Source organism: Streptomyces sp. NPDC052064 (assembly GCF_055585925.1).
In genome coordinates this window covers 242598-267422 of the sequence record NZ_JBVJJE010000005.1, presented here as the reverse complement: position 1 = coordinate 267422, position 24825 = coordinate 242598, and the positions used below count along the sequence as shown (strand labels likewise).

At 72.1% G+C, this 24825-nt stretch carries 21 protein-coding genes; 4 read left to right on the top strand and 17 right to left on the bottom strand.

Annotated features, from left to right (window positions below; genetic code table 11):
* Window positions 1-51: 51 nt before the first annotated feature.
* Window positions 52-849, top strand: a complete 798-nt coding sequence (locus ACZ6TU_RS15680; RefSeq protein ID WP_467669878.1) for an IclR family transcriptional regulator — start codon at window positions 52-54, stop codon at window positions 847-849.
* Window positions 850-933: 84 nt separating this feature from the next.
* On the opposite strand, the gene ACZ6TU_RS15675 is transcribed toward ACZ6TU_RS15680, so the two are convergent.
* The 15 genes from ACZ6TU_RS15675 to ACZ6TU_RS15605 form a co-directional block, all read right to left on the bottom strand.
* Window positions 934-1290 carry a cupin domain-containing protein gene (locus tag ACZ6TU_RS15675; RefSeq protein WP_467669876.1) on the bottom strand — a complete coding sequence of 119 codons (357 nt, stop codon included), beginning with the start codon at window positions 1288-1290 and terminating at the stop codon, window positions 934-936.
* Complete coding sequence (locus ACZ6TU_RS15670) at window positions 1287-2072, bottom strand: HpcH/HpaI aldolase family protein (RefSeq protein WP_467669874.1); 786 nt, start codon at window positions 2070-2072, stop codon at window positions 1287-1289. Before ACZ6TU_RS15670 ends, ACZ6TU_RS15675 begins: the two co-directional genes overlap by 4 nt.
* Window positions 2073-2104: 32 nt before the next feature.
* On the bottom strand, window positions 2105-3268 hold the full coding sequence (locus ACZ6TU_RS15665; protein ID WP_467669872.1) for an amidohydrolase family protein: 1164 nt from the start codon (window positions 3266-3268) through the stop codon (window positions 2105-2107).
* 72 nt (window positions 3269-3340) lie between these two features.
* A complete protein-coding gene (locus ACZ6TU_RS15660) occupies window positions 3341-4159 on the bottom strand; it encodes a fumarylacetoacetate hydrolase family protein (RefSeq protein ID WP_469548787.1) in 819 nt (272 codons plus the stop codon).
* Between the two features lie 158 nt (window positions 4160-4317).
* Window positions 4318-4713: a nuclear transport factor 2 family protein gene (locus tag ACZ6TU_RS15655; protein WP_467669868.1), complete on the bottom strand. Its 396-nt coding sequence runs from the start codon at window positions 4711-4713 to the stop codon at window positions 4318-4320.
* The gene (locus ACZ6TU_RS15650) at window positions 4698-5150 is read right to left on the bottom strand and encodes a VOC family protein (protein WP_059422031.1); all 453 of its coding nucleotides are present in this window, start codon (window positions 5148-5150) and stop codon (window positions 4698-4700) included. Before ACZ6TU_RS15650 ends, ACZ6TU_RS15655 begins: the two co-directional genes overlap by 16 nt.
* A gap of 97 nt (window positions 5151-5247) precedes the next feature.
* On the bottom strand, window positions 5248-6162 hold the full coding sequence (locus tag ACZ6TU_RS15645; protein WP_467669866.1) for an ABC transporter permease: 915 nt from the start codon (window positions 6160-6162) through the stop codon (window positions 5248-5250).
* Complete coding sequence (locus ACZ6TU_RS15640; protein WP_469548783.1) at window positions 6159-7340, bottom strand: ABC transporter permease; 1182 nt, start codon at window positions 7338-7340, stop codon at window positions 6159-6161. Before ACZ6TU_RS15640 ends, ACZ6TU_RS15645 begins: the two co-directional genes overlap by 4 nt.
* Window positions 7337-8893, bottom strand: coding sequence for an ABC transporter ATP-binding protein (locus ACZ6TU_RS15635; protein WP_467669862.1), 1557 nt, complete (start codon window positions 8891-8893; stop codon window positions 7337-7339). The genes ACZ6TU_RS15640 and ACZ6TU_RS15635 overlap by 4 nt, the downstream gene beginning before the upstream one ends.
* Window positions 8894-8922: 29 nt before the next feature.
* A complete protein-coding gene (locus tag ACZ6TU_RS15630) occupies window positions 8923-10011 on the bottom strand; it encodes a BMP family ABC transporter substrate-binding protein (RefSeq protein ID WP_469548779.1) in 1089 nt (362 codons plus the stop codon).
* 66 nt (window positions 10012-10077) lie between these two features.
* On the bottom strand, window positions 10078-10260 hold the full coding sequence (locus tag ACZ6TU_RS15625) for a hypothetical protein (RefSeq protein WP_467669858.1): 183 nt from the start codon (window positions 10258-10260) through the stop codon (window positions 10078-10080).
* A 12-nt stretch (window positions 10261-10272) separates the two neighbouring features.
* On the bottom strand, window positions 10273-11652 hold the full coding sequence (locus tag ACZ6TU_RS15620) for an amidohydrolase family protein (protein ID WP_469548776.1): 1380 nt from the start codon (window positions 11650-11652) through the stop codon (window positions 10273-10275).
* Window positions 11649-12671 carry an alcohol dehydrogenase catalytic domain-containing protein gene (locus tag ACZ6TU_RS15615; protein ID WP_467669854.1) on the bottom strand — a complete coding sequence of 341 codons (1023 nt, stop codon included), beginning with the start codon at window positions 12669-12671 and terminating at the stop codon, window positions 11649-11651. The genes ACZ6TU_RS15620 and ACZ6TU_RS15615 overlap by 4 nt, the downstream gene beginning before the upstream one ends.
* A 238-nt stretch (window positions 12672-12909) precedes the next feature.
* Complete coding sequence (locus ACZ6TU_RS15610; RefSeq protein ID WP_467669852.1) at window positions 12910-14109, bottom strand: PucR family transcriptional regulator; 1200 nt, start codon at window positions 14107-14109, stop codon at window positions 12910-12912.
* An 11-nt stretch (window positions 14110-14120) separates the two neighbouring features.
* Window positions 14121-15569, bottom strand: coding sequence for an aldehyde dehydrogenase family protein (locus ACZ6TU_RS15605; protein WP_469548771.1), 1449 nt, complete (start codon window positions 15567-15569; stop codon window positions 14121-14123).
* Between the two features lie 73 nt (window positions 15570-15642).
* Here ACZ6TU_RS15605 and ACZ6TU_RS15600 point away from each other — a divergent pair, with 73 nt between their 5' ends.
* From ACZ6TU_RS15600 to ACZ6TU_RS15590, 3 genes are all read left to right on the top strand, one after another.
* Window positions 15643-16725 (top strand): NAD(P)-dependent alcohol dehydrogenase, encoded by a 1083-nt coding sequence (locus ACZ6TU_RS15600; protein ID WP_469548768.1) that lies wholly within the window; start codon window positions 15643-15645, stop codon window positions 16723-16725.
* Window positions 16726-16866: 141 nt separating this feature from the next.
* Window positions 16867-19077 carry a cytochrome P450/oxidoreductase gene (locus ACZ6TU_RS15595; protein ID WP_467669846.1) on the top strand — a complete coding sequence of 737 codons (2211 nt, stop codon included), beginning with the start codon at window positions 16867-16869 and terminating at the stop codon, window positions 19075-19077.
* Window positions 19078-19214: 137 nt separating this feature from the next.
* Window positions 19215-20357, top strand: a complete 1143-nt coding sequence (locus tag ACZ6TU_RS15590) for an acetamidase/formamidase family protein (RefSeq protein ID WP_467669844.1) — start codon at window positions 19215-19217, stop codon at window positions 20355-20357.
* A 58-nt stretch (window positions 20358-20415) separates the two neighbouring features.
* Here the strand turns inward: ACZ6TU_RS15590 and ACZ6TU_RS15585 are convergent, their stop codons facing one another.
* Window positions 20416-21036 (bottom strand): GOLPH3/VPS74 family protein, encoded by a 621-nt coding sequence (locus tag ACZ6TU_RS15585; RefSeq protein WP_467669842.1) that lies wholly within the window; start codon window positions 21034-21036, stop codon window positions 20416-20418.
* Between the two features lie 145 nt (window positions 21037-21181).
* A complete protein-coding gene (gene cobN, locus ACZ6TU_RS15580) occupies window positions 21182-24808 on the bottom strand; it encodes a cobaltochelatase subunit CobN (RefSeq protein WP_469548763.1) in 3627 nt (1208 codons plus the stop codon).
* Between the last annotated feature and the right edge of the window lie 17 nt (window positions 24809-24825).

The window sequence follows — 24825 nt, the reverse complement described above, 5'->3', positions numbered from 1 at the left end:
GGCGTTTCGTTTAGTGTCTTATGACCGACCACGGACAGGAGCGAGGAATCCATGCCCACGAAGGCGCAGCGCGGCACCGGCGAGCAGGACGGCCCGGACAGGACAGCGCCGACCATCCAGACGGTGCAGCGTGCGGCGCTGATCCTCGGCTCGTTCACGGTTGGCAAGCCGCACATGAGCCTCAACGAGATCACCGCGCGTCTCGGGGCGAGCAAGGCGACCGCGCACCGCTACACGAAGGCACTGCGGGCGGCGAACCTGCTGCGGTACGACGAGCGTACGTCGCTGTACTCCCTCGGCCCCCAGGTGCTCACGCTCGCCACGGCCGCGCGGGCCGGCCTGCCGATCGTCGCCGCCGCCGAGCCGTACATGGAGGAACTGGTCAGGCGCATCGACGAGACGATCGTGCTGTCGGTCTGGGACGGCGAGTCGGCGACCGTGGTGCGCTCGGTGGACAACACCGACCACATGGTGCGCATCAGCGTCCGGGTCGGCTCGCGCCTGAACCTCACGTCCTCGGCACAGGGACGCGTCTTCCTCGCGTTCCTGCCCCCTGAGCAGGTACCGACGCTGCCGCGCGCGGTCCGCAAGTCGACCGAGCTCACCGAGGAGCTCGAAGCCATCCGGCAGCACGGCCTGTCGGTCAACTCCCCCACCGTCAACGGGGTCCGCACGGTCGCGGCACCGATCTTCGAGGGCGACACGATCAGCGGAACGCTGGCGATCGTCGGCACGACGGCGACCGTTTCCGACGACGTCAAGTCGCCGATGGCCCAGGCACTGCTGGAGACCGCCCGCGCGTTGTCGCAGCGGCTGGGCACCTCCGAGGACGGACCCAACGGCGGCTGACCGGCCGCGGTGCCCGCACGTTCGTCCGGCCCCCACGGGATCCCCGTGGGGGCCGGACGCTTACGCGGCAAGCCCGTACGCCGGTCAGGGCAGCAGGTCGGCCCGCGGCGGGACGAAGAAGTCGATGTTCACGCAGGGGGTTTCCGTCGGCTCCACGTAGTGCTCGCTGCCGCGGGGAACGAGCAGGAACGAGCCGGCGCGCATGTCGTGCGCGACACCGTCCACGTAGTAGTTCGCACGCCCCTCGGCGATATGGACCAACTGGTCGAAGTCCTCGTGCCGGTGCGGGTTGAGCGTCATGCCGGTCTCGAGCTCGTGGTGGCAGATCATCACCTCGTCCGTCGCGTAGACGCGACGGCGGACCCCCGGCCTCACCTGGGTCACCGGCAGCTCGTCCCAGTTGACGACGGTGCTGAACAGGGCTGCGTTGCGTGTGCTCACTGGTTTTCCTCTCCGACGGCCGCTCTCAGTCCGGCCGCCAACATCTGCAGGTCCGAGCCGACGACCAGGTAGCCGGCGTCGCCGAGACCCAGGTCGGCCGCGGCGCCCCGGGCCGGCGCCCAGCCGCCGAACGCCACCGCCGCCGAGCCGGCAGCGTCCCTCACCCGGTCCACGGCGGCGCGCAGCACCGCCGGGTCCGCGGGCAGGCCCAGGTCGACTGCGAGGTCGGTGCTGCCGACGAAGCACACGTCGAGAGCGGCGAGGAGATCCGGCAACGGATCCGTCCGCGCCGTCTCGATCTGGCCGACGAGCACCGGCGGGTCGTCCCGCTCGGCTCGCAGGAACCCGGCCGGGGGGACCGCACCGAACCGGGCGGCCCGGTTGGCCAGGCTCACCGACCGGCGGCCGGCCGGCGCGAACCGGGTGGCCGCCACCAGTGCCTCGGCCTGGTCGACCCGGGTGAGCATGGACAGCTGGATTCCCGCCGCACCGGCCTCCAGCAGCCGGTTGACGGCGGCGGCGTCCACCTCGGGCACGCGGACCAGGGCCGGCAGGCCGCACACGTCCGCGTGGCGCACCAGGTCGACGGCGTCCCGCTCGGAGAGCGTGGAGTGTTCGAGGTCCACGACCACGAACGCGAACCCGGCCGCCTCGGCCAGTTCCACCACGTCGGGCGACGCCAGCTTGACGAACGTACCGACGGCGGGCCCCCCGGCCGTGCGATGAGGATGCAGGGCCGCGCGCAGCCGGCGCCGCAGCAGATGGACGTCACCAGCGGTCATCGGATCCTCCCCGGGCGGGATGTGTGGGTGTGTCAGGCCGACCGCAGGCCCCGCCACGGCACGATGTCGACCTCGGTGCCGCCGTGCAGCACCACGGTCGGTTCCAGGCGCGGCGCGACGATCGTGTTGCCCGCGGCATCGGGCAGGGTGACCTCCTCGGTCCAGTTGACGACCGTGACGTCGGCCCGCCCGCCGGCCTCCAGGCGCCCGTAGCCCTCGGTGTCGAGCCCGAGCAGCCGGGCCGGCGCGACGGTGGCCCGTCTGATGCACTCCTCGAGCGGCGCGCCGAGCGCGACCAGCTTGGAGATGCTGGTGAGCAGGTCGAACACCGGGCCGCGCCAGTTGCGCGCGCTGGTGTCGGAGCTGAGGACATCGGGGAGGAATCCGTCGGCGATGGCGCGGCGCGCCACCTCGAAGCTGAGGTTGCTCTTGCCGTGGGCGGAGTCGAACAGCACGCCGCGCTCCCGGGCCGCGGTGACGGCGGGCTGCACGCGGTCGCCGTCGAGAATCCCGTGCGGCTTGCCGGTGTAGCAGTGCGCCACGATGTCGCCGGGGCGCAGGTAGTCGAGGACGACGGGCAGCGGCTCCGCGGTCTCGCCGATGTGCAGCATCAGCGGGAGACCGGCCTGTTCGGCCAGCGCCACGGACTTCTTCAGCAACGGCTCCCAGTTCTCTCCGACGACGTCCTCGGACAGGCGGATCTTGAAGCCGCGCACGATGTCGGGGTGGGCCTCGGCGGTCGCGAGCGCGTCCTCGGGGACCAGGGTGTCGGGGTTCAGCAGCTCGCCGAACCGGAAGTCGATCAGGCCGAGCACCGAGACGTTGAGGAAGTTGACGATGCGCAGCGGGTTCGCCTCGACCACCAGCTTGCGGAAGGCCGCGAAGGTGGAGGCGCCGGCCGTGCCGGCGTCGGCCGCCGCGACGACGCCGCGGCGCAGATGGGCCTCCTCGGCCGGGGCGCCGACGGCGGAGACGTACTGGAAGATGTGGGTGTGGCCCTCGACGAGGCCCGGCAGCACGGTGGAGCCGGTGACGTCGATCGTGCGGGCCGCGTTCGCCGCCAGCCCCTCCCCTATCGCGGCGATGCGGTCACCGGTGACCGCCACGTCGAGACGGGCGTTGGTGCCCGACGCCGGGTCGATGACGGTACCGCCGGCCAGGACGAGGTCGTAGGACGACTCGGACGAGTTGGACATCGCTGTGGGCTCCAGGGGTGAGGGGCGGTCGGCTGACCGGCTGGGTCTACGGGGTGGTCGCGCGGTGAGGCGTCACGCGGGACGCACCACGCGGGTGACGAGGGGCAGCACGCCGTCCACCTCGACGCGTATCTCGTCGCCGTCGGCGAGGAAGCACGCACGGTCCTGGCCGGTGCCGGCCGGGGTTCCGGTGAGGACGACGTCGCCGGGTTCGAGTGCGGTGAACCACGACAGCCTGCTGAGCAGATCGGGGACCGGGAAGATCATCCCGGCGCTCGTGTCGTTCTGCAGGAGTTCGCCGTTGACCCGGGTCCGTAGGCGGATGGCGTCGCGGTCGCCGAGGTCGTCGGGAGTGCGGAGCGACGGGCCCAGCGGCGTGAAACCCGGGTAGCTCTTGGCGAGGGCGGGCGTGCCCGTGGCGCGCATGACATCACGCGCCGTCATGTCGTTGGCCGCGGTGATGCCGGCGATCGCCGGCCAGACCTCCGACTCGGACGCCTGGTGGAGCCGGCGCGCGACGACGATCGCGATCTCCCCCTCGTAGTCGGGTTCGGTCACGGTCTGCGGGATCACCACGTGCGCGCCGGGCACCGGCACGGCGGACGACGCGGCCAGGTACAGGATCGGCTGTTCGGGCAGTCCCCGGCCGGTCCGGGCCGCCTTCGACTCGTAGTTGAGCCCGATGCCCCACACCGCGCGGGGACGGCCCAGGGGCGCCATGAGCGTGACCTCGTCGAGCGGGACCCGCCCGCGCACCGCGCAGGACGCCAGGCTCAGCAGTGAGCCCTCCTGCTCGAGGACCGCGCCTACGTGCGGAAAAGGCGTGTCCAGCAGGGCGACAGCCCCGTCCTCGATCCGGCCCAGGCCGGCCTGTGTCGTCACCACTTGCATGACGGCATCTTTCAATGCGAGACGGAGTCGTGTCAAGTAATACGAGACAGCATCATGCAGAGCGAAACGCCGGCCCGAAGCCGATACGCCGAAACCCCGTCCGCACGAGAGGCGGACGGGGTGTTCAGGGCTGGTTGCGGGCAGTCGGCCGGGGGGCGTCAGGCGAGCTGCCGCTGCACCTCGCCGCTGTCCCAGTAGTCCGTGCGGCGCGTGATGAGACCGTCGGTGACGGTGAACAGGAAGACCCCGCGGACGCGCACGGGACGGCCACCCGCCGAACGCATCCGGAACGTCATGACGTACGGCACCGCGGCCGCCTCGCCGTCGACGAGGAAGCGCTCGGCTGCGTAGTGCAGGTCCCCGAAGTCCTCCAGGAACCCGGTCAGCGCCGCGCGGTACTCGGCGCGGCCCCTGCGGCTGATTCCCGTCGACGACGTGTGTTCGTTGACGAAGTCCTCGGCCACGCAGGCGGCCACGGCGTCGGCGTCGTGCGCGTTCAGCGCCGCGAGGTACGCCTCGACCGCGGCGCGGGTGTCTTTCAGTGCGACCCCCACTTCTCGCGGACGGTGTCGAAGACCCGCTGGTCGTGGGAGATCTCGACGACGTTGCCGTCGGGATCCTTCAGAGCGCAGATGTAGCCGATGGGATCGGGCATCTGCCGGGGCTCCCAGTGCAGGCAGCCGAGCTCGCGGGCCCTGTCCGCGAGCGCGTCGACGTCCTCGCGCGCCGGCACCTCGATGCCGAGGTGCGCGAACGGGTGCAGCAGACCCTGCTGGTTGCCCTTGTCCTTGTTGAACGACACCAGGACGAGCACGAACGGCGTCTCGACCTGCTTGTCGTTGGAGAGCCAGACGCTCTCGCCGTCGGCGTCCTTGAACCGCTCGACCACGACCAGAGGAGTCAGCGAGGTGTAGAACGCGATCGACTTGTCGAGATCGCCGGTGGGCAGCGCGACGTGAGTCCAGCGGGCCGTGGTAAGACCGGTGGCCACGGTACCTCCATCGTGAGTGGTGTGATTTCCTCGAGCGTAGGTCTGGGCGCGCCCGCGGGTCGATGTGCTGCGGACACAACGCGTGCGCGCGGAGACGTCAGGTCGACCCGCGTACGAAGGGCCGGCCGAGCGCGGCGGGTTCCCGGTGCTGGGTGGTGAACAGCAGCATGGCGAGCAGTGCGAGCAGGTACGGGGCCGCGACGAGCAGTTGGGCGTTGAGGGTGACGCCGAGCGCCGGGAGCGCCAGGCGCATCGCGTCGGAGAGGCCGAACACCAGGCAGCCGAGCATGGTCCGGCCGAGCCGCCACGCCCCGAAGATCACCGCGGCGATGACGATGTATCCGCGCCCGGCGGTCATGTTCTGGTTGAACGATCCGACCTCGCCGACCGCGAGGTAGGCGCCGCCGAGACCGGCCAGTGCGCCGCACCACAGCAGGGCCTGCCGGCGCCGCAGGTTCACCTTGATGCCCGTGACGTCCGCGGCCTGCGGGTTCTCCCCCACCGCCCGCAGTTCCAGGCCCCAGCGGCTGCGCTCCACCACCCACCAGGTGAGCGGCACCAGCAGGATCAGAAGGAAGGCGGGCCAGCGTTCGGAGAACAGCGGCTTGCCGATGAGCGGGATGTCCTGCAACAGCGGGATCGACAGCATCCCGACCTGGTGCGAGGCGAACTGCTCCGTCGTGATCAGGTAGCTCGTCAACCCGAGCACGAGCGCGTTCAGCACCAGGCCGATGACGAAGGTGTTGATCTGGGCGCGGTGGGAGAGGTTGCCGTGCACGAAGCCGATGACGAGTCCGGTCACGACGCCGACCGCGAGGCCGGTGGTGGCGCTGCCGGTCGCGCTGGCGGTGGCGACGGAGGTGAACGCGGCGCCGAGCATCATCGCCTCGACGGAGATGTTCATCGTGCCGGCCCGCTCGGCCAGGTACTCACCGCAGGCGACGAACGCCAGCGGCACGGTCAGCCGGACACCGCTCGCGAGGATGGTCGTGGTGCTGTCCAGAACGCTCACGCGGCTGCCCTCACCTTGGTCGGGACGACGGACACGGCGGGCGCCGTCGGTGGCTTCGCACCGCGGCGCCTGCGGAAGAGATCGACGAGGAAGGGCGGCGCGACGAACGCGAGGACCAGCAACGCCTTGACGATGTCGACGAGGTAGTACGGCACGCCGGTGGCCGCGAGGAAGTCTCCGCCCGCTCGCAGCACGGCGAACACGAACGACACCGGGATCGCGATCAGGGGCCGGTTCCGCGCGACGAGCGCGACGAGCAGGCCGTCCCATCCGACGTTGTCCGAGAGCCCGGCCTGCAGCCGGTTGGTGCCGATCGGGCTCGCCAGCAGCAGCCCTCCCGCCAGCCCCGCGAAAGCGCCTGACAGCGCCAGGGTGAAGCCGCCGAGGGCGGCCACGCGGATACCGGTGTGCCTGGCCGTCAGCGGATTCAGTCCGACCATGCGCACCCGAAAGCCCCACCGGCTGCGACTCAGGACGAGGGCGACGCCGGCCGCGGCGACGAGCGCGATGAACAGGCCGGTGTTCAGCTGGAGCGACGGGTACTGCCCGAAGCTCGCGAGCTGGGCGTTCGCCGGCAAGGGGTTGGACTGGGCGTCGGCGATTCCCGAGGAGTTCTGCACGCTCTCCTGCAGGCCCCACGGCGTGCTGACCGCGAACGTGACGAGCTGGATGGCGAGGAACGTCATCAGCAGGGTGCTCACCGGGACGTTGACGCCGCGGAAGCGAAGCATCAGAGCGCTGAGCGCGGCCCAGGCGCCACCGCCGACCGCGGCGGCGATCAGCACCACGACGACCAGCATCGAGCCCGGCATGGCCAGCCGCAGCCCGACCCAGGCTCCGGCCAGGCCGCCTATGAGCACCTGCCCCTCCTGGCCGATGTTGAACGTGCCGGCTGACGCGCAGATGCACGCACCGAGCGCGACCAGCAGCAGCGGCGCCACGTTGAGCAGCGTCGTCGTCCATCCCGTGGTGTTGGCCAGGGACCCGGTCCATATCGCGTCCAGCGAAGCGCTCGGCGAGGCACCGGTCGCCATGAGCAGCAGCGCGGACGCGGCCCCGGCGACAGCGACGAGCAGGAGTGTGAGGCCCGCTGTCAGCCAGCCGCGGCGCCCCGGTCGGAGCCGGGCGAGGAAACGCCGGCCGAGGTCGTCCGGATCCGTCAGGGGGGCGGCACTCATGCGGCCTCACCGCCGACCAACATGCCGAGCCGCTCAGAGGTCGCCTCCGAGACAGGGAGTGATCCGGTGATCCGCCCGGAAGAGATCACCGCGATCCAGGTTGCAAGGGCCATGACTTCCTCGAGTTCGGTGGAGATGAGCAGCACTCCGACGCCTTCGGCGGCCGCCTTGCGCAGTCGGGCATACATGTCCTCGATGGCACCGACGTCAAGCCCGTGGGTGGGCTGCGCGGCCACCAGGACGCGCGTGTCACCGGACAGTTCCCGGGCGAGTACGACCCGCTGCTGGTTGCCGCCGGACAGGCTGCGCACGGGCGCGTCCAGCGACGGTGTGACGATGCTGAACTCGTCCGCGAGGCGGCGGGCCTCGGCGAGCATCGCCCGCCGCCGCAGCAGGAACCGGCCGCCGACCTTGTCGAGCGACTTCATCGTCAGGTTCTCGGCGACGCTCATGTCGAGGACGACGCCGCTTTGGTGCCGGTCCTCCGGCACGATGCCGAGACCGGCCTTCCCGAGCGCGCCGGGGCGGGTCACGTCGACGCTGCTCCCGGCGACCTCGATGGTGCCGGCGGTCGGCGGGATCAGTCCGGCGAGGACGTTTCCGAGCATCGCCTGGCCGCTGCCCTCGACGCCGTAGAGGGCGACGATCTCGCCCGCGCCCACGGTGAGATCGACGTCTTCGAGGATCCTGACGCCGCCTTGCTCGACGGTGAGTCCGGCGAGGCGCAGGACGGGCTGCCGCTGGTCGTGGGCCCCGTCCCCGCCGGCGCGTGCCTTCTGCACCGGCAGCAGGCCGAGGGCGGCGGCCTCCTCGCCCAGCGACACCTCACGGCCCACCATCTGCTGAGCGAGTACCTGCGGCGTGGTCTCGGCCGTGACCACCCGGAAGGCGACACCGCCTTTGCGCAGGACCGTCACCCGGTCCGTGGCCCGGGCGATCTCGGCGAGCTTGTGGCTGATGAGGATGACAGCGCGTCCCTCCTCCTGCACCACCCGGCCGAGCACGGCGAACAACTCCTCCGACTCGGCCTGGGTCAGCACCGAGGTGGGCTCGTCCAGGACCAGGATCTGAGGGTTGCGCCGCAGGCACTTGACCAACTCGACGCGCTGCCGCTCACCCGCCGAGAGTGCGTCGACGCGCGCCTCGGGGTCGATCGGCAGCCCGTATCGTGCGCAGACCTCGACGATGTCGGCACAGATGGCCTGCTTGTTCACCTTGCCGGTGTCGCCGAGCGCCACGTTCTCCCATACGGTCAGCCCGTTGATGAGGCTGAAATGCTGGTGCACCATGCCGATGCCCAGCTCGGCCGCTTCCTGCGGGCTGTCCAGCGCGACCTCCTCACCGCGCACCAGGACGGTGCCGGCATCCCGCCGGACCAGCCCCAGCAGGACCTTCATGAGGCTGGACTTACCCGCCCCGTTCTCCCCCAGGAGTCCGTGGATCTCGCCGGCGTCGACCCTGAGGTCCACGCCGTCGCAGGCCGTGACTGATCCGTAGGACTTCGTGATGCCGCGCAGTTCAAGGATCGGAACCGCTGAGGTCGTCGATGTCATCTCTGATCTTCCTCGTCGGTGTCGGCACGTCAGCCGAGGCGCTTGACCTCGGCCGCCGCGTCGATCTCCTTGTCGCCGATCTTCTTCATGAACTGCGCGAGCTTCTGGTTCTCGTCGCCCTGGCCCTTGCAGATCTTGACGGTCGGGTAGGGATCGGCGCCCAGCTGCCACTCGCGCACGGCGCCCATCTTCAGGTTGTCCTTGGCGAACTCCTCCAGCGCGGCGCGGAAGTAGTCACCCGGGTCGAAGATCACGGAGATGTCGAACTTCGGGCCGGCAGAGTCGCACCGGTCGGTGCCCGGGGTGAGGGTCAGCGCGCCGCCCGCGTTCGCCAACTGCGCTGCGGCGTCGGTCGCGCCGCCGAGGTAGGGGTAGATGACCTTGGCGCCCTGGCTGATCTGTGCCTGGGTGGCTTCCTTGGCCTTCGCCGAGTCGTTGAAGTCGCCGGTGTAGGTGCTCGTCAGGGTGGCCTTCGGGACGACCTCACGGATCCCGGCCAGGAAGGCCTTGGCGGCGGCGACACTGAAGTCGGCCTTGGTGCCGGTGATGAACCCGGCCTTGGTGTAGCCGGCTGCCTTCATCTTCAGGCCCGCGGCGTAGCCGGCGGCGAACATACTTTGGTTGGGGTCGTCGGTGGACAGCAGAACCCGCGGGATCGGGGCGGAACCCGCCTGCCCCGGCATGTACCAGGCGGTCTTGCCGCAGACCGGGTCCTCGGCGGCGGGGACGGCGGTCTTGAGCTCACTCGCGGCGAGCGCGACCATGTCGACGTGCTGCTGGCACAGCGCCCGTGCCGCGGTGAGTGCGTCGCTCGGAGGCACGCTGCCGCGCTTGACGATCGTCCAGCCCTTCTCCTTGGCGAAGGCGTCCGCCGAGTCGACGAAGCTCTGGTAGTAGCCGTGGTCGTTGATGTCGCCGGGGCTGAGGACACCTATGACGACCTTGCCGTCGCCGTTGACGTCCGGCTCCTTGAGGCGGGAGTCGCTGCCGGCGCTCGCCGAGCCGGTCGTCTTGGGGGCCGTCGCCGCGTTGCCGGCGCAGCCGGAGAGCGCGAGGACTCCTGCGAGGGCGAGGCCGGCCGCGGCCCGAGGACGCCAGAACGTGCTTTTTGCAGTCATGTGCGTGGTTCCGTTCGCTGGGTGGCACCGCCCCGGCGGGGCGGTGGGAGTGACGTGGGGTGGCGATCAGTCGGCGGGGCGGACGGCCCGGTCGTGTCCGGTGCGGGAGGCACACGGGAAACCCATCCGGCGGCCGTGACCGCCCGGGACGAGCGTGGTGAGCATCGCGATCGGCCGCGGTACCGCCGGGTGCGGCAGCAGACGCCGCTTCTTCGCCGGCGGCGACTCGGATGTGTCGAAGACGTTCAACGGCGGGTCTCCTTACGGGCGGGCCGCCGACTCCGCCGGCCAGGTGGAGCGGGGCGTGATGCCGGAGCGCCGCAGCAGGGCGGCGGATCGCTCGGCGGCGGCCGCGGCGACGGCAGCGAGATCGACGCCGGTCGGGTGCCGGTCACGGACGACCACGCGGCCGTCGACCAGCACGTCTCGGACGGTGCGCGACACATGGCCCCACACGAGCTGGCGGGCGAGGTCGCCGCGGGGCATCCAGGCGGGGTCGCGGGTGTCGAGCACGACGATGTCGGCCGCCTTGCCCACTTCGAGGGAGCCGATCCGTTCGCCGAGGCCGATCGCCCGGGCGCCGTCGATCGTCGCGAGGGCGAACGCCTGTTCGGCGCGGACCGGGTCGGGCAGGTCGCGGTCCCTTTCCAGGCCTGCGAACAGATAGGCCGCCAGGAGGACGTCCGGGGCGTCGCCGGCGTTGTGCGCGTCGCAACCCAGGGCGACTCTGCCACCCCGCCGCACCAGTTCGGCGTGGCGGGAGGCGCGTGTGTACCCCTGGGCGAGACGCAGATAGGCCCCGGGGCAGGCGGCGACCGCGGTGCCCGTATCCAGGATCGCGTCGACCTCGGCGTCGTCGAGCCACACGGCGTGCCCCAGCAGCAGGCGCGGGCCGAGTACTCCCAGCTCGCGGAAGTGGATTACCGGCCGGCGCGCGCAGCGCAGCGCGTACGCCTCGATGTCGGCGGGCCCCGGCGAGACGTGCCAGGTCAGTCCGACATCGAGCCGTTCGGCCAGACTCACCGCTCCGGTGAAGAGCTCGTCGCTCGCGAGGTCGTGGCCCACGAGCGTCACCCACCCGGTGACGGGCCCGGTGGCCGGCAGGGACCGGACGATGTCCTCCTGCCGGGCGAGCACCTCGCCGGCGGGCGCGCCGAACGGCACGTCCTTGGCGTCCCAGCCCCAGCCGCCGACCCGGGCGCGGACACCCGCGGCGCCCAGTCCCGCCGCCACTCGTTCCGGGTAGGCCACCGTGCCCGGCTCCAGCACCGTGGTGATGCCCCGGGACAGGCACTCCACGGCGGTGATGGTCGCGGCCAGTTCGTCGTCGTCACCGTCGGCGTGGGCGTGCAGCGGGACGATCCAGTCGAATATCGACTCCTGTGAGCCGATGTGGTCCGGGATCATGCTGCGCACGAGGGGGTCGACGGTCGTGTGCTGGTGGGCGTCGACCAGGCCGGGGATCACGACACATCCCGACGCGTCGATCTCCCGCGCACCCCGGAATCGGGCGCGCAGGTCCTCGGCCGTGCCGAGCGCGGCGATGCTGTCCCCGGACACGGCGATCGTCGTCCGGGTGAGGACCCGCCGGGCGGGGTCCATCGTGACGACGTCGCCACCGATGATCAGAAGGTCGGTCATGGTTCGATCACGACCTTGCCGATGGTGTCGCGGGCGGCGAGCACGTCCCAGGCGTCGGCCAGATTCTCGAGCGGGAACCGGGCCGCGGTGGGCAGGTGCAGGCCGTCGGCGAAGCAGGCCGACGTGGCGGCGACGAAGTCGGCCGAGCTGTAGCCGCCGGTGCCCAGCAGTTTCAGGCCACGGTGGAAGACCTCCTGGAGCGAGAACGACACCTGGTCGCCGCTGGTGTTGCCCATCAGCAGCAGACGCCCCCGGATGCCGAGGCAGTCCAGTGAGGTACGCCAGGTGTCGGTGCCCACGTGGTCCAGGACGAGGTCCGCCCCCGCGCCGTCGGTGAAGACCGACACCGTCTTCACCGAGTCCGGGTCCTGGTTGGGCAGCACCAGGTCCGCGCCTGCCGCGCGGGCCGCGGCCCGCTTCGCGTCGCTGCCGGCCAGGGCGACGACCGAGGCACCGGCCCGCTTGGCCAGCGCGATGGCCGCCAGGCTGACGGCGCTGGCGCCCGCGTGCACGACGAGGGTCTCACCGGCGGCGACCGACCCGACGGTGTGGACCGCGTGCCATGCCGTCGCGAAGGCGGTGGGCAGGGTGACGGCCGCGGCGAGCGGCAGGGACTCGGGGACCTGGACGACCGATTCCGCGGACGCCAGGACGTATGCGGCCAGCGCGCCCGGGGCGTTGCCGCCGAGGATGCGCGGTCTGACGCAGTACGCACGGTCGCCCACCGCGCAGCGCGGGCAGCTGCCGCACCCTTGGGTGGGATCGGCGATGACCCGGTCACCGGCGACGACCGAGCCGACCGCGGATCCGGTCGCCACCACCGTTCCGGCGAAGTCCATGCCCGGCACGTGGGGAAGGCGGAAGCCGGGGATCAGCCCCGGCCCTCTGAGCTGCATCAGGTCCAGGCGGTTCAGCCCGCAGTACGCGACCTCGACGACGACGTCGCGCGGTCCGCACACCGGCTCCGGGACGTCTTGCAGGAACACGGCCTCGGGACCGCCGAAATCGGTCTGCACCATGGCTCGCACCGGGCGGCCTCCTCATCCTCTCCGTCTCGCATTGCGAGGCGGTGGAACGTATTGCGAGGTACTCTGCCCCCGCCGACCGGTGCTGTCAACGCCCCTGTGCTACATCTTCGTTTCGCGGCCATGTCGCCTGTCCGTAGGGCTGACAGCCCAGGCCGCGGCAGGTGCGAGCGCGTACAGGGGAAGGCGCCGCGGCACAGGTCGGCGGCGCGGCGAAGGGCGAAATGCCGGATCAGCGTCCGGCCTGCACCGGCTCGTCGTCGCCGCGCACCTGCCGGTCGTCGGCGGCGAGCAGGTCCAGGGCCGTGAGCGCCAGATGCAGTTCCGCCGAGGCGGCGGGAAGCAGGGGGTCCGTGCCGAGGAGGTTCTTGATCTGACCCACCCGGTAGCCCACCGAGTTGCGGTGCAGATGGAGTAGTTCGGAGACGCTCTGCCGGCTGCCCCTCTCGGCCAGCCAGGCACGCAGCGTCGCCATCAGCTCCGGACGCTGCCGGATCGGCCCGAGGTGTGTCTCGGCGTACGCCTCGAGCCGCGCGCGCGGGAGGGGCAACAGTACCTGGACGACCCCGCAGCTCTCGAAGGTGAGCAGCGGGACGTGCCGGGCCCGGGCCAGGCCGAGCAGCCTTTCGGCCTCCGCGAAGGACCGGGCCAGGCCTCTGAGCGAGTCGGGGTGGGAGCCGCTCGCCGCGACGACGTGGTCGGCGGACTCGTCGCCGGTCATGAGGCGCAGGCGGCTTTGCAAGCGGGCGAGCACGGCCTCGTCCGGCACCACCGTCCACGCCGTGCGCCCCTCCTGCTGCACCGGGTGCTCCAGCCAGGCGAGGGCCGTGGACCAGGCGCGCAGACGGGAGCCGTTGTAGTGCAGTGCGGCACCGGCCGGCCTTCGCTGCGGATCGATCCCCAGGCCCGCGGCCGCCGCGCACACCGAGGGGCTCACCCTCCCTGACCGCATCGCGGCGACGACGTCGGCCGCTGTGTGCTGCTGCGGGACCTCGCCGGAGCCATCCACTGCGCGCACGGTGTCGATGAGCAGCGCGGTGACGGCGGCACGGGCCAGCGCCCGCACGCGCGGATCGTCGGGGCCGACGGTCAGCAGCACACCGGCCACCGTCGCCCCCGCACGCACGGGCAGCGCCGTGGCACGCAGCCCGTCGAGCGTGTCGACCACCGGTCCGGCCATGTCCGCGAGCACGCCGCCCGCCACCGCGGCCGGCACTCCCGCGCCGCCGTCCGTGGCGGCCAGCGGCACGCCTTCGGCCGACAGCAGCCGCACATGCCGGCCGGTCGCCCGCAGGAGCGCGCGGAGCACGTCCGAGCACTCGGCGCCGGCGAGCACGGCCTCGGTCAGTTCCCGCTCCAGCGCGGCAGGCTCGGCGGCCGGCCCGGGGCCTTCCCGGGCCGGCCCCGGCCACGCTCCGGCGGTGGTACCCATGGTGTCCTGTCTCAGCGGGCCAGCAGCCGGATGGCCACGCCCTTCTCCTGGGTGTATTCGCGCAGCGCCGTGTACCCGCCGCCCCGGCTGAAGCCGCTGTCCTTCTGCATGTTGAACGGGAAGCCGATCACTCCCGCGTCGTGGAACTGGTTGACCGCCACCTGCCCGGAGCGGACGTCCTTCGCCAGCCGCAGGGCCCGGGAGACGTCGTTGGTCCAGATGCAGGCCAGCAGGCCGAAGTCGGTGGCGTTCATCTGCTCGGCCGCCTCGGCGGTGTCGCCGAAGGACTGGACGGCGAGGACCGGGCCGAAGATCTCCTCGCGGGCGACGCGCATGCCCGCGTCCACCCGGTCGTACACGGTCGGCCGGACGAACCACCCGTCGCCGAGCGGTGCTCCACCGGTGACCAGCCGCGCGCCCTCGCGACGTGCCTCCTTGAGGAAGCCGCTGACACGGGCGAACTGCGCGGCACTGACCAGCGGGCCCATGTCCAGGTCGGCTTCCCAGGGCCCGGTCTTGACCGCGGCCATGGCGGCGGCGACCCGCTCCACGACCTCGTCGTGCACGGAGGCCTGGACGAGCAGCCGGGAACCGGCGTAGCAGTTCTGCCCCGCGTTCTCGGTGATCGAGGCGACGATCGCCGGGATCGCCGTGTCGAGATCGGCGTCGGCGAAGACCACGTTCGGCGACTTGCCGCCGAGTTCCAGCTTCACCGGGACGAGGTTCTGTGCGGCGGCCCCCATGATCGCCCGCCCGGTGGTGGTGGAGCCGACGAAGCTGATGTGGTCGACGTCCGGGTGCGAGGTGAGCGCGACCCCCGCCTCCGGGCCGAGGCCCGCGACGACGTTGACCACCCCCGGCGGGAAACCGGCGCGGCGGGCGAGTTCGGCGAGCGCGAACGGCGCCAGCGGCGCGATCTCGGACGGCTTCAGGACGACCGTGTTGCCCGCGGCGAGCGCCGGCGCGACGTTCGCGGCGGTGAGCACGGCAGGAACGTTCCACGGGATGACGACGGCGCACACGCCGTACGGCTCGGGAACCGTGTAGCCCAGGTAGTCGGGGCTGCGGGTGGGCAGCGTGACTCCGGTGAGCTTGTCGGCCGCACCGGCGAAGTAGTCGATGATGCCGTGCGCGATGTAGATGTTCGTCCGGCCGCCGGACAGCGGCTTGCCCACGTCCTGGGCTTCGACGGCCGCGAGCGCCTCGACCTCGGTGACGATCAGGTCGGCCCAGCGCCGGATCAGCGCCCCGCGTTCGCTGGGGTTGGTCGCCGCCCAGCCGGGGAACGCGCGGCGCGCCGCGGCGACCGCGTTCTCGACGTCGGCGCCGCCCGCCCGGGCCACCTGGGTGATCACCTGCCGGGTGGCCGGATCGAGGACGTCCAGTGTGCCGCCGTCGCGGGCCGCGACCCACTCGCCGTCGATGAAGTGCTGGGAGGAAGGAAAGTCAACAGCCGCCATAGGGCGAACCTTGACCGACCTTGTCGCGCATGTCAATATGCAGTCTCGCAATGTGAGGCAACGAGGAGGCCCTGTGCGCGCCACCGCCGCTCTCCTGGAGCACCCCGGACAGCCATTCGTCCTGACGGAGGTGGACCTGGCCGAACCCCGCCCCGACGAGGTGCTCGTCCGCGTCGCGGGCGTCGGCATCTGCGGTACCGACCTCGAGTTCGCCGGCTTCTTCCCCACGCCCGCGCTGCTCGGGCACGAAGGGTCGGGCGTCGTCGAGAGGGTCGGCGCCCACGTCACCTCCGTACGCGCGGGCGACCACGTCGCCATGTCCTTCACGTCGTGCGGCGCGTGCGCGCTGTGCCGCACCGGCTCGCCCGCCTACTGCCGCGACTTCGGCGCGGTGAACTTCTCCGGGCGCCGGCCCGACGGCTCCACCGCGGTGACCCACGAGGGGCGGGAGGTCAACGCCCACTTCCTCGGGCAGTCGTCGTTCGCCAGTCACGTCGTCGCGCCGGAGCGGGCGGTGGTGAGGATCGACCCGTCACTGGACCTGCTGCGGGCCGGGCCCTTCGGCTGCGGCTTCCAGACCGGGGCCGGCGGCGTGCTCAACGTGCTCCAGCCGCGCCCCGGCTCGTCGATCGCGGTCTTCGGGGCGGGGGCCGTCGGCGTGGCCGCGGTCATCGCCGCCTCGCTGAGCGGCTGCGAGGTCGTCGCCGCCGTCGACGTGAACCCGGCCAAGCTGGAGGCGGCCCGCGGCTTCGGAGCCACGCACACCGTCGACTCCTCTGTCGGGGCGGTCGCCGAGCAGCTGGCGGCCCTCGCCCCCGGGGGCCTCGACTTCGCGATCGACACGACCGGGCGCGAGGACGTCCTGCGCACCGCCGTGGAGGCCCTCGGGCCGCTCGGCCGCGCCGGTGTCATCGGCATCGGCCCCAGCGAGTCGATGAGCTTCGAGTGGCGCAGCATCCTCAACGGGCGCACCGTCACCGGCATCATCGCCGGGTCCAGCCTGCCGCAGCTGTTCCTGCCGCGGCTGCTCGAACTCAACGCCAAGGGCCGGTTCCCGGTCGAGAAGATGATCACCTACTTCCCGTTCGAGCAGATCAACGAGGCCGTCGCGGCCGTCCGGTCCGGCTCGGTCGGCAAAGCCGTGCTGACCTTCTGAGCACCGGCAGCTCCGTCCACGAGACGTTGTCACCCGCGGCGGCGGCACCTTAGGGTGACCGACGCCGATGAGGCAGCAGACATCCGGTGGCGCGGCCGGACAACACCGCGCACAGGTCCGAGCACGTGGAGCGTGCCCACCATGTCCGCCGACATCGAGTTCGACAGCGACTTCGACCACCATTCCGACGAGGCCAACGCAGATCCGGTCGCCTACTACGCGCGCTTCCGCGAGACCTGCCCGGTAGGCCGCTCCGCCGCCCATGGCGGCTTCCACTACACGACGCGGTACGCCGACGTGGCCCGTATCGCCCGCGACGACACGACGTTCTCCTCGGCCCGCAGCGACCACGGCGGGCCGGGGGTCGGCATCGTCATCCCCAAAGGACCGGGGCTGGAGCAGTATCCGATCGAGCTCGACCCGCCGCGTTCGACCGAGTACCGGCAACTGATCAACCCGCTGCTGACCCCGGAGGCGGTCGAGCGGCTGGTACCCATGATCGAGGGCCACGCCGCCCGCGTCGTGGACGACTTCATCGAGCTCGGCTCCTGCGACTTCGTCCGTGACCTCACCAACCCGTTGCCGGCCGCGGTCACCCTGGACTGGCTCGGTTTCCCCGAGGAGGACTGGGCGAAGCTGGCCGGGCCCATCCACGACATCTTCGCCGCGCCGGCCGGCAGCGAGCGCGCCGTGCGGGGGGCCGCCGGACTGGCCTACATGGACCGGCGTATCCGCGAGCTGATCACCGAGCGCCGCTCGGCACCACGGGCCGACGCGGTCAGCACGCTGGTGGCCGGCCGGCGAGGCGACGGCAGTGAGTTCGGCGAGGACGAGCTGGTGTCGGTCATCGGCCTGCTCATCGCCGGCGGCGTCGACACCACCACCTCCCTGACCGGATCCACGCTCGTCCACCTCGCCCGCCACCCCGAGCAGCGGCAGAGGCTGATCGACTCCCTGGATCTGCTGGACACCGCGACCGAGGAGTTCCTCCGCGCCTTCGCCCCGTCGCAGTCGATGGCCCGCACGGTCACCGAGGACGTCGAGGTCGGTGGCTGCCCGATGCACACGGGCGACCGGGTGCTGATCCCGTGGGTCGCCGCGAACCACGATCCCGCCGTGTTCCCCGACCCCGAGCGGGTACGGCTGGACCGCGACGCCAGTCGGCACCTCAGCTTCGGGATCGGCTCGCACCGGTGTGCCGGCGCGCACCTCGCCCGCGCCATGTTCCGCGCGATGATGACGCAGGTCCTGACCCGGCTGCCCGACTACCGAGTGATCGAGGAAGGGCTCGTTCCCTATCCGACGCGCGGCAACCAGTCCGGTTGGGACGCGGTCCCGGCGGTCTTCACACCCGGTCCCCGGGCGACCGCGGCGGCGGGAACGGTCCGCGCACTGAGCACACCCACCCCGCTGCGGGTGACCGGGGTGCACGCCGCGGCCGAGGGCGTCGTCGCCGTCGACCTCGGCCTGCCGGACGGCGGCGAACTCCCCGCGTGGCGGCCCGGCGCGCACGTCGAGCTGCGTCTGCCCTCGGGCAGGCTGCGTCAGTACTCGCTGTGCGGTGACCCCGCCGACGCCACGACGTGGCGCATCGGCGTCCTGCGCGAGGCCCAGGGCCGGGGCGGGTCGGTGGAACTCCACGAACTGGCCCGCACGGGAGCCACGTTCGCGATACGCGGGCCGCGCAACCACTTCCCGCTCACGCCGGCGCCGTCCTACCTGTTCCTCGCCGGCGGCATCGGGGTCACACCGATCCTCGCCATGGTCCGCGAGGCGGCCGGACGCGGCACGCCCTTCACCGTCGTGTACGGCGGACGCACCCGCTCGACGATGGCGTTCGCCGACGAGCTCGCCGCCGTCGCCGGCGACGCGCTCACCCTGCTCCCCCAGGACGAGGCCGGACTGCCGGACCTCCCGCGGCTGCTGGGCGGGCTGGACGCGGACACCGCGGTCTACGCGTGCGGGCCGGCGCCGATGCTGGCGGCCGTCGAGCGCGAGTGCGCCCGTCTGGATCTCACCGAGCGGCTGCACCTGGAGCGCTTCGCCGGCGACGACCTCGAGACGGCGTTCGACGCCGCGGAGAACCGGTCCTTCGAGGTGCGGCTCGCGCGCACGGGCGTCACGCTCACCGTGCCGGCCGACCGCCGCCTGATCGAGGTCCTGCGCGATGCCGTGAGCGGCTTGTCCTACGACTGCGAGAAGGGGTACTGCGGCGCCTGCGAGACCCGTGTGCTCGCCGGTGCGCCGGAACACCGGGATTCCGTGCTCAGCGAAGAGGAACGCCTCGCGGGGCGCTCGATGATGATCTGCGTCGGCCGCTGCCAGGGCGACCGACTGGTCCTCGACCTCTGAGCCCCGGTCGAGTCGACGCAGATTGCGAGATGCCGTGTTGACATACGAGACAGCTTTACGGCGCGGACCTCCTCGCGAAACGCCACGGCAACGAGACGTTCCTAGCGTCGGGCCATCCCTTCCACGAAAGGTTGGCCATGCCAGCGATCGACTCGCCCCTCCTCGATGTCGCCTCGACCGGCTTCCCGATCCTCCAGCCCGGCCACGGATCGATCCCGTCGACGACCTACGTCCCGGCCACACCCGGGAACACCCTGTGGGGTCGCCTCCCCTGCGAGGCGGACTCACCGTGCGCGGTCGTGCAGCCGGGCTCCGTCGTCACGGTCGACACGATCAGCCACGAGGGAGTCCTCGAGGATCAGGGGCGCAACCCGCGTGAGTTCTTCGCCCGTTACGGCGTCGGCGGCGCGGATGTGCTCGACGACGCCCAGCAGGTCGCGGACTCCGGCATGCCGCACGACTTCGATGACGACGGGCCGCACCTGGTCACCGGTCCGATCGCGGTGGCCGGCGCCCGGCCCGGCGATCTGCTCGCCGTGAGCGTCCTCGGCCTCACCCCGCGGGTTCCGTACGGCCTGGTCTCCGCACGGCACGGCTTCGGCGCGCTCCCCGGCGAGATGCCGTCACTGCCCGGTCCCGTGCTGACCTTCGCGACCGCGCACGCGGATCGCCACGGGGCGTGGGGCCGGATGGATGTGGACCGGACCGACCCCTCCCGCGGCTCACTGCGTTTCCCGCTGCGGCCGTTCCTCGGCGTGATGGGCGTGGCGGTACCCGGGAGCGAGCGGCCTCACTCGGTGCCGCCCGGGCGTCACGGCGGCAACATCGACGTCTCCCTGCTCGGCGAGGGCGCCACGCTGTTCCTTCCCGTCCAGGTCGACGACGCGCTGGTCTACTTCGGGGACCCCCACTTCGCGCAGGGCGACGGCGAGGTCGCCCTCACCGCGTTCGAGGCGTCGTTGCGTGCCACCGTGAAGCTCGAGGTGGTGCCCGGCGGTGCGGCTCTGCGGCCCGGCCACGGCCGCGTCGCGCCGTTCGCCGAGACGGACGACCACCTCGTGCCGATCGGGCTGGACGAGGATCTGGACGAGGCGATGCGCGACTGCGTGCGCTGCGCGCTGGACCTCCTCGTGACGGACTACGGCATCGACCGCCATCTGGCGATGGCGTACCTCAGCGCGGCCGGTGACTTCGCGGTCTCCCAGGTCGTCGACGGTGTGAAGGGCGTCCACGGAAGGATCCGCAAGTCCGACTTCCGCGAGGTCGGCCCACCGCGTTGACCGGCGGCTCCGCCGATCCCTCCACGGCAGGTGCGGCAGGGAACGGCGGGCTGCGCCTTCAGGTCCAGGGGGAGAGCGCCGCGAGTCGCACGCAGTCGGCGGCCGCGGCCAGTATCCGGGCGCAGGCCGGGTTCAGGGATCGCAGCGCCGCCTCGGACTCGCTCCCCTGCCCACCGCCTGACGTGGCCCCGCAGGCACTCGCCAGTGCGGCCAGCGCGACGGAGCGATCGGAGGGATGGACCGCGCCGCCCAGAGACCGGACCGCGGCCTCCCGCCGCTCCCCGCGCAGGACGTCGTAGCGGCGAGCGGCCGCAGCGGGCAACGGCAACCGCCTCGGCGCGGGAACAAGGACACCGTCAGCGATCAGGCCGGCCGACAGACGCTTGTGCGCGCCGACGCTCAGCGCCCTGACCCACTCCGGTGCCGTGCGCGGTTTGCGCGAGGAGCGGATCCGCACGAGAACCTCTCCGAGTACGCGGTCGCGCGGCTCCGCGTGCCGGACGGCGACAAGGTATCCGTCGACGGTGTGGATGAAGCCGTCCAGAGCGAGTTCCAGCAGCATCGCCGCGCTCAGACCGAATTCGAGGCCGGTCCGAGAGCCGGGAACACGGCCTTGTCCGTCCAGGTACACGGCCAGCATGAAGTCTTCGGAAAGGCTAGCGGTGTGATCCGTCTTCATGCCGTTCTCCCTGATAGGCACTACGGCCAGAACCCCGAAGAGTGTTCGCAGCACTATGGAGGGCCGGGAGCGCCGACGTCAATGCCATGCAAGACGCCGTCCCGATATGCGGAACACTGCCTTCGTCGCCCCAGGGAGGGCACGATCACCCGTCGCCCTCGAGGTCCCCCTCCGTCTCCAGGTACACCTGCCGCAGCCCCTCCAGCACGGCCGGGTCGGGCTTTTCCCACATCCCGCGGGACTCCGCCTCCAGCAGGCGTTCGGCGATGCCGTGCAGCGCCCAGGGGTTGGCCTGCTGGAGGAACTCTCGGTTGGCCGGGTCCAGGACGTAGGTCTCGGTGAGCTTGTCGTACATCCAGTCGGCGACCACGCCGGTGGTGGCGTCGTAGCCGAAGAGGTAGTCCACGGTGGCGGCGAGTTCGAAGGCGCCCTTGTAGCCGTGGCGGCGCATCGCCTCGATCCACTTGGGGTTGACCACGCGGGCCCGGAAGACCCGGGAGGTCTCCTCGACGAGGGTGCGGGTGCGGACCGTCTCGGGGCGGGTGGAGTCGCCGATGTACGCCTCGGGAGCCGTGCCGCGCAGCGCCCGTACCGTCGCCACCATGCCGCCGTGGTACTGGAAGTAGTCGTCGGAGTCGGCGATGTCGTGCTCGCGCGTGTCCGTGTTCTTCGCGGCGACCTCGATGCGCTTGTAGGCGGTCTCCATCTCCTCGCGGGCCGGGCGGCCGTCGAGTTCGCGGCCGTAGGCGTAGCCGCCCCAGACCGTGTAGACCTCGGCGAGGTCGGCGTCGGTGCGCCAGTCGCGGGAGTCGATGAGCTGGAGCAGACCGGCGCCGTACGTGCCGGGGCGCGAGCCGAAGATGCGGGTGGTGGCGCGGCGTTCGTCGCCGTGGGACGCCACGTCCGCCTGGACGTGGGCCCGTACGTGGTTGACCTCGGCCGGCTCGTCCAGCGAGGCGGCCAGGCGTACGGCGTCGTCCAGCAGGCCGATGGTGTGCGGGAAGGCGTCCCGGAAGAAGCCCGAGATGCGGAGGGTGACGTCGATACGGGGGCGGCCCAGCTCCTCGTACGGGACGGGCTCCAGGCCCGTCACCCGGCGGGATGCGTCGTCCCAGACGGGGCGGATGCCGAGCAGGGCGAGGGCCTCGGCCACGTCGTCGCCCGCCGTGCGCATCGCGCTCGTCCCCCACAGGGACAGGCCGACGGAGGTGGGCCAGTCTCCGTTGTCGGTGCGGTAACGCTCCAGGAGGGAGTCGGCGAGGGCCTGGCCGGTCTCCCAGGCGAGGCGGGAGGGGACGGCCTTGGGGTCGACCGAGTAGAAGTTGCGGCCCGTCGGGAGGACGTTGACCAGGCCCCGCAGGGGTGATCCCGAGGGGCCCGCCGGGACGAAGCCGCCCGCCAGCGCGTGGACGGTGTGGTCGACCTCGGCGGTGGTCGCGGCGAGGCGCGGCACGACCTCGCGGGCCGCGAACTCCAGGATGGCGGCGACCTGTTCACCGTGTTCGGTGGGGACCGCGGCCGGGTCCCAGTCCGCGTCGTCCATCGTCTGGACCAGGGCGCGGGCCTGCTCCTCGGCCGCGTCGGCGGTCGTGCGGGTCGCGGCGGACTCGTCCAGGCCGAGGGCCTCGCGCAGGCCGGGCAGGGCCGTGGCGCCGCCCCAGATCTGGCGGGCCCGCAGGATGGCGAGGACGAGGTTGACGCGGTCGGCGCCCTGCGGCGGGTTGCCGAGGACGTGCAGACCGTCGCGGATCTGGGCGTCCTTGACCTCGCAGAGCCAGCCGTCGACGTGCAGGAGGAAGTCGTCGAAGCCGTCGTCGTCCGGGCGGTCCTCCAGGCCGAGGTCGTGGTCGAGCCGGGCGGCCTGGATGAGGGTCCAGATCTGGGCGCGGATCGCCGGGAGCTTGGCGGGGTCCATGGAGGAGATCTGGGCGTACTCGTCGAGGAGTTGCTCCAGGCGCGCGATGTCGCCGTAGGAGTCGGCGCGGGCCATGGGCGGGACTAGGTGGTCGACGAGGGTGGCGTGGACGCGGCGCTTGGCCTGGGTGCCCTCGCCGGGGTCGTTGACCAGGAACGGGTAGATCAGGGGGAGGTCGCCGAGGGCGGCGTCGGGGCCGCAGGCGGCGGACAGGCCGGCGTTCTTGCCGGGCAGCCACTCCAGGTTGCCGTGCTTGCCGAGGTGGATCATCGCGTCGGCGCCGAAGCCGCCGTCCTCGGCCCGGGCGGCGATCCAGCGGTAGGCGGCCAGGTAGTGGTGGGAGGGCGGCAGGTCCGGGTCGTGGTAGATCGCGATCGGGTTCTCGCCGAAGCCGCGCGGGGGCTGGATGAGGATCAGCAGGTTGCCGAAGCGCAGGGCCGCGAGGACGATGTCGCCCTCCGGGTTACGGCTGCGGTCGACGAACATCTCGCCGGGGGCCGGGCCCCAGTGCTCCTCCACCGCCGTGCGCAGTTCCCCGGGGAGCGTGGCGAACCAGCGGCGGTAGTCGGCCGCCGGGATCCGCACCGGGTTGCGGGCCAGCTGCTCCTCGGTGAGCCAGTCCTGGTCGTGGCCACCCGCCTCGATCAGCGCGCGGATCAGCTCGTCCCCGTCACCGGAGGCCAGGCCCGGCACCTCGGCGTCCGTTCCGAAGTCGTAGCCCTCGTCGCGGAGCCGGCGCAGCAGGGCGACGGCGCTGGCGGGGGTGTCCAGGCCGACCGCGTTGCCGATGCGGGAGTGCTTGGTCGGGTAGGCGGAGAGGACCAGCGCGAGGCGCTTGTCGGCGGGCCGGATGTGGCGGAGCCGGGCGTGGCGTACGGCGATTCCGGCGACGCGGGCCGCGCGCTCGGGGTCGGCGACGTAGGCCGGGAGGCCGTCGGCGTCGATCTCCTTGAAGGAGAACGGGACGGTGATGAGGCGGCCGTCGAACTCGGGGACGGCGATCTGGCTGGCCGCGTCGAGCGGGGAGACGCCCTCGTCGTTCTCCTCCCAGGCGGTCCGTGAGCCGGTGAGGCACAGGGCCTGGAGGATCGGTACGTCGAGGGCGGTGAGCGCGCCCGCGTCCCAGGACTCGTCGTCGCCGCCTGCCGATGCCTCGGCGGGCCTGGTGCCGCCGGCGGCGAGGACGGTGGTGACGATGGCGTCGGCGGCGCGCAGTTCCTCGATCAGCTCCGGCTCGGGGGCGCGCAGGGAGGCGACGAACAGGGGCAGGGGCCGGCCGCCCGCGTCCTCGATCGCGTCGCACAGGGCGCCGACGAAGGCGGTGTTGCCGCTCATGTGGTGGGCCCGGTAGTAGAGCACGGCGACGGTCGGGCCGTCGGTGTCCCGGCCCTCCCGGGGCAGCGGGCCCCAGGTGGGGGCGGCCGCCGGTGCCTCGAAGCCGTGGCCGGTGAGCAGGACCGTGTCGGAGAGGAAGCGGGCGAGCTGCTCCAGGTTGGCCGGGCCGCCGTGGGCGAGGTAGGCGTGGGCCTCGGCGGCGATGCCGATGGGGACGGTGGAGGACGCCATCAGCTGGGCGTCGGGGGCCTGTTCGCCGGTGAGGACGACGACCGGGCGGCCGTCGGCGAGGAGCAGGTCGAGTCCCTCCTGCCAGGCCCGGATGCCGCCGAGGAGGCGTACGACGACCAGGCCGACGCCGTCGAGGAGGGCGGGGAGGTCGTCGAGGGCGAGGCGGGAGGGGTTGGCGAAGCGGTACGGGACCGGGCCGCCGGCCGCGCGGGCGCTGAGCAGGTCGGTGTCTGAGGTCGACAGGAGCAGGATGCGGGGGTTCGGGAGTCGTTCCCCGGATGAGTGCAGCATGCGGCGGCTGGCCTTCC

Excerpts from the sequence above, each read along its gene's own strand:
- ACZ6TU_RS15680 (WP_467669878.1), top strand. The coding sequence starts at position 52 with ATGCCCACGAAGGCGCAGCGCGGCACCGGCGAGCAGGACGGCCCGGAC.
- ACZ6TU_RS15670 (WP_467669874.1), bottom strand. The coding sequence starts at position 2,072 with ATGACCGCTGGTGACGTCCATCTGCTGCGGCGCCGGCTGCGCGCGGCC.
- ACZ6TU_RS15665 (WP_467669872.1), bottom strand. The coding sequence starts at position 3,268 with ATGTCCAACTCGTCCGAGTCGTCCTACGACCTCGTCCTGGCCGGCGGT.
- ACZ6TU_RS15660 (WP_469548787.1), bottom strand. The coding sequence starts at position 4,159 with ATGCAAGTGGTGACGACACAGGCCGGCCTGGGCCGGATCGAGGACGGG.
- ACZ6TU_RS15640 (WP_469548783.1), bottom strand. The coding sequence starts at position 7,340 with ATGAGTGCCGCCCCCCTGACGGATCCGGACGACCTCGGCCGGCGTTTC.
- ACZ6TU_RS15635 (WP_467669862.1), bottom strand. The coding sequence starts at position 8,893 with ATGACATCGACGACCTCAGCGGTTCCGATCCTTGAACTGCGCGGCATC.
- ACZ6TU_RS15630 (WP_469548779.1), bottom strand. The coding sequence starts at position 10,011 with ATGACTGCAAAAAGCACGTTCTGGCGTCCTCGGGCCGCGGCCGGCCTC.
- ACZ6TU_RS15620 (WP_469548776.1), bottom strand. The coding sequence starts at position 11,652 with ATGACCGACCTTCTGATCATCGGTGGCGACGTCGTCACGATGGACCCC.
- ACZ6TU_RS15615 (WP_467669854.1), bottom strand. The coding sequence starts at position 12,671 with ATGGTGCAGACCGATTTCGGCGGTCCCGAGGCCGTGTTCCTGCAAGAC.
- ACZ6TU_RS15610 (WP_467669852.1), bottom strand. The coding sequence starts at position 14,109 with ATGGGTACCACCGCCGGAGCGTGGCCGGGGCCGGCCCGGGAAGGCCCC.
- ACZ6TU_RS15605 (WP_469548771.1), bottom strand. The coding sequence starts at position 15,569 with ATGGCGGCTGTTGACTTTCCTTCCTCCCAGCACTTCATCGACGGCGAG.
- ACZ6TU_RS15595 (WP_467669846.1), top strand. The coding sequence starts at position 16,867 with ATGTCCGCCGACATCGAGTTCGACAGCGACTTCGACCACCATTCCGAC.
- ACZ6TU_RS15590 (WP_467669844.1), top strand. The coding sequence starts at position 19,215 with ATGCCAGCGATCGACTCGCCCCTCCTCGATGTCGCCTCGACCGGCTTC.
- ACZ6TU_RS15585 (WP_467669842.1), bottom strand. The coding sequence starts at position 21,036 with ATGAAGACGGATCACACCGCTAGCCTTTCCGAAGACTTCATGCTGGCC.
- cobN (WP_469548763.1), bottom strand. The coding sequence starts at position 24,808 with ATGCTGCACTCATCCGGGGAACGACTCCCGAACCCCCGCATCCTGCTC.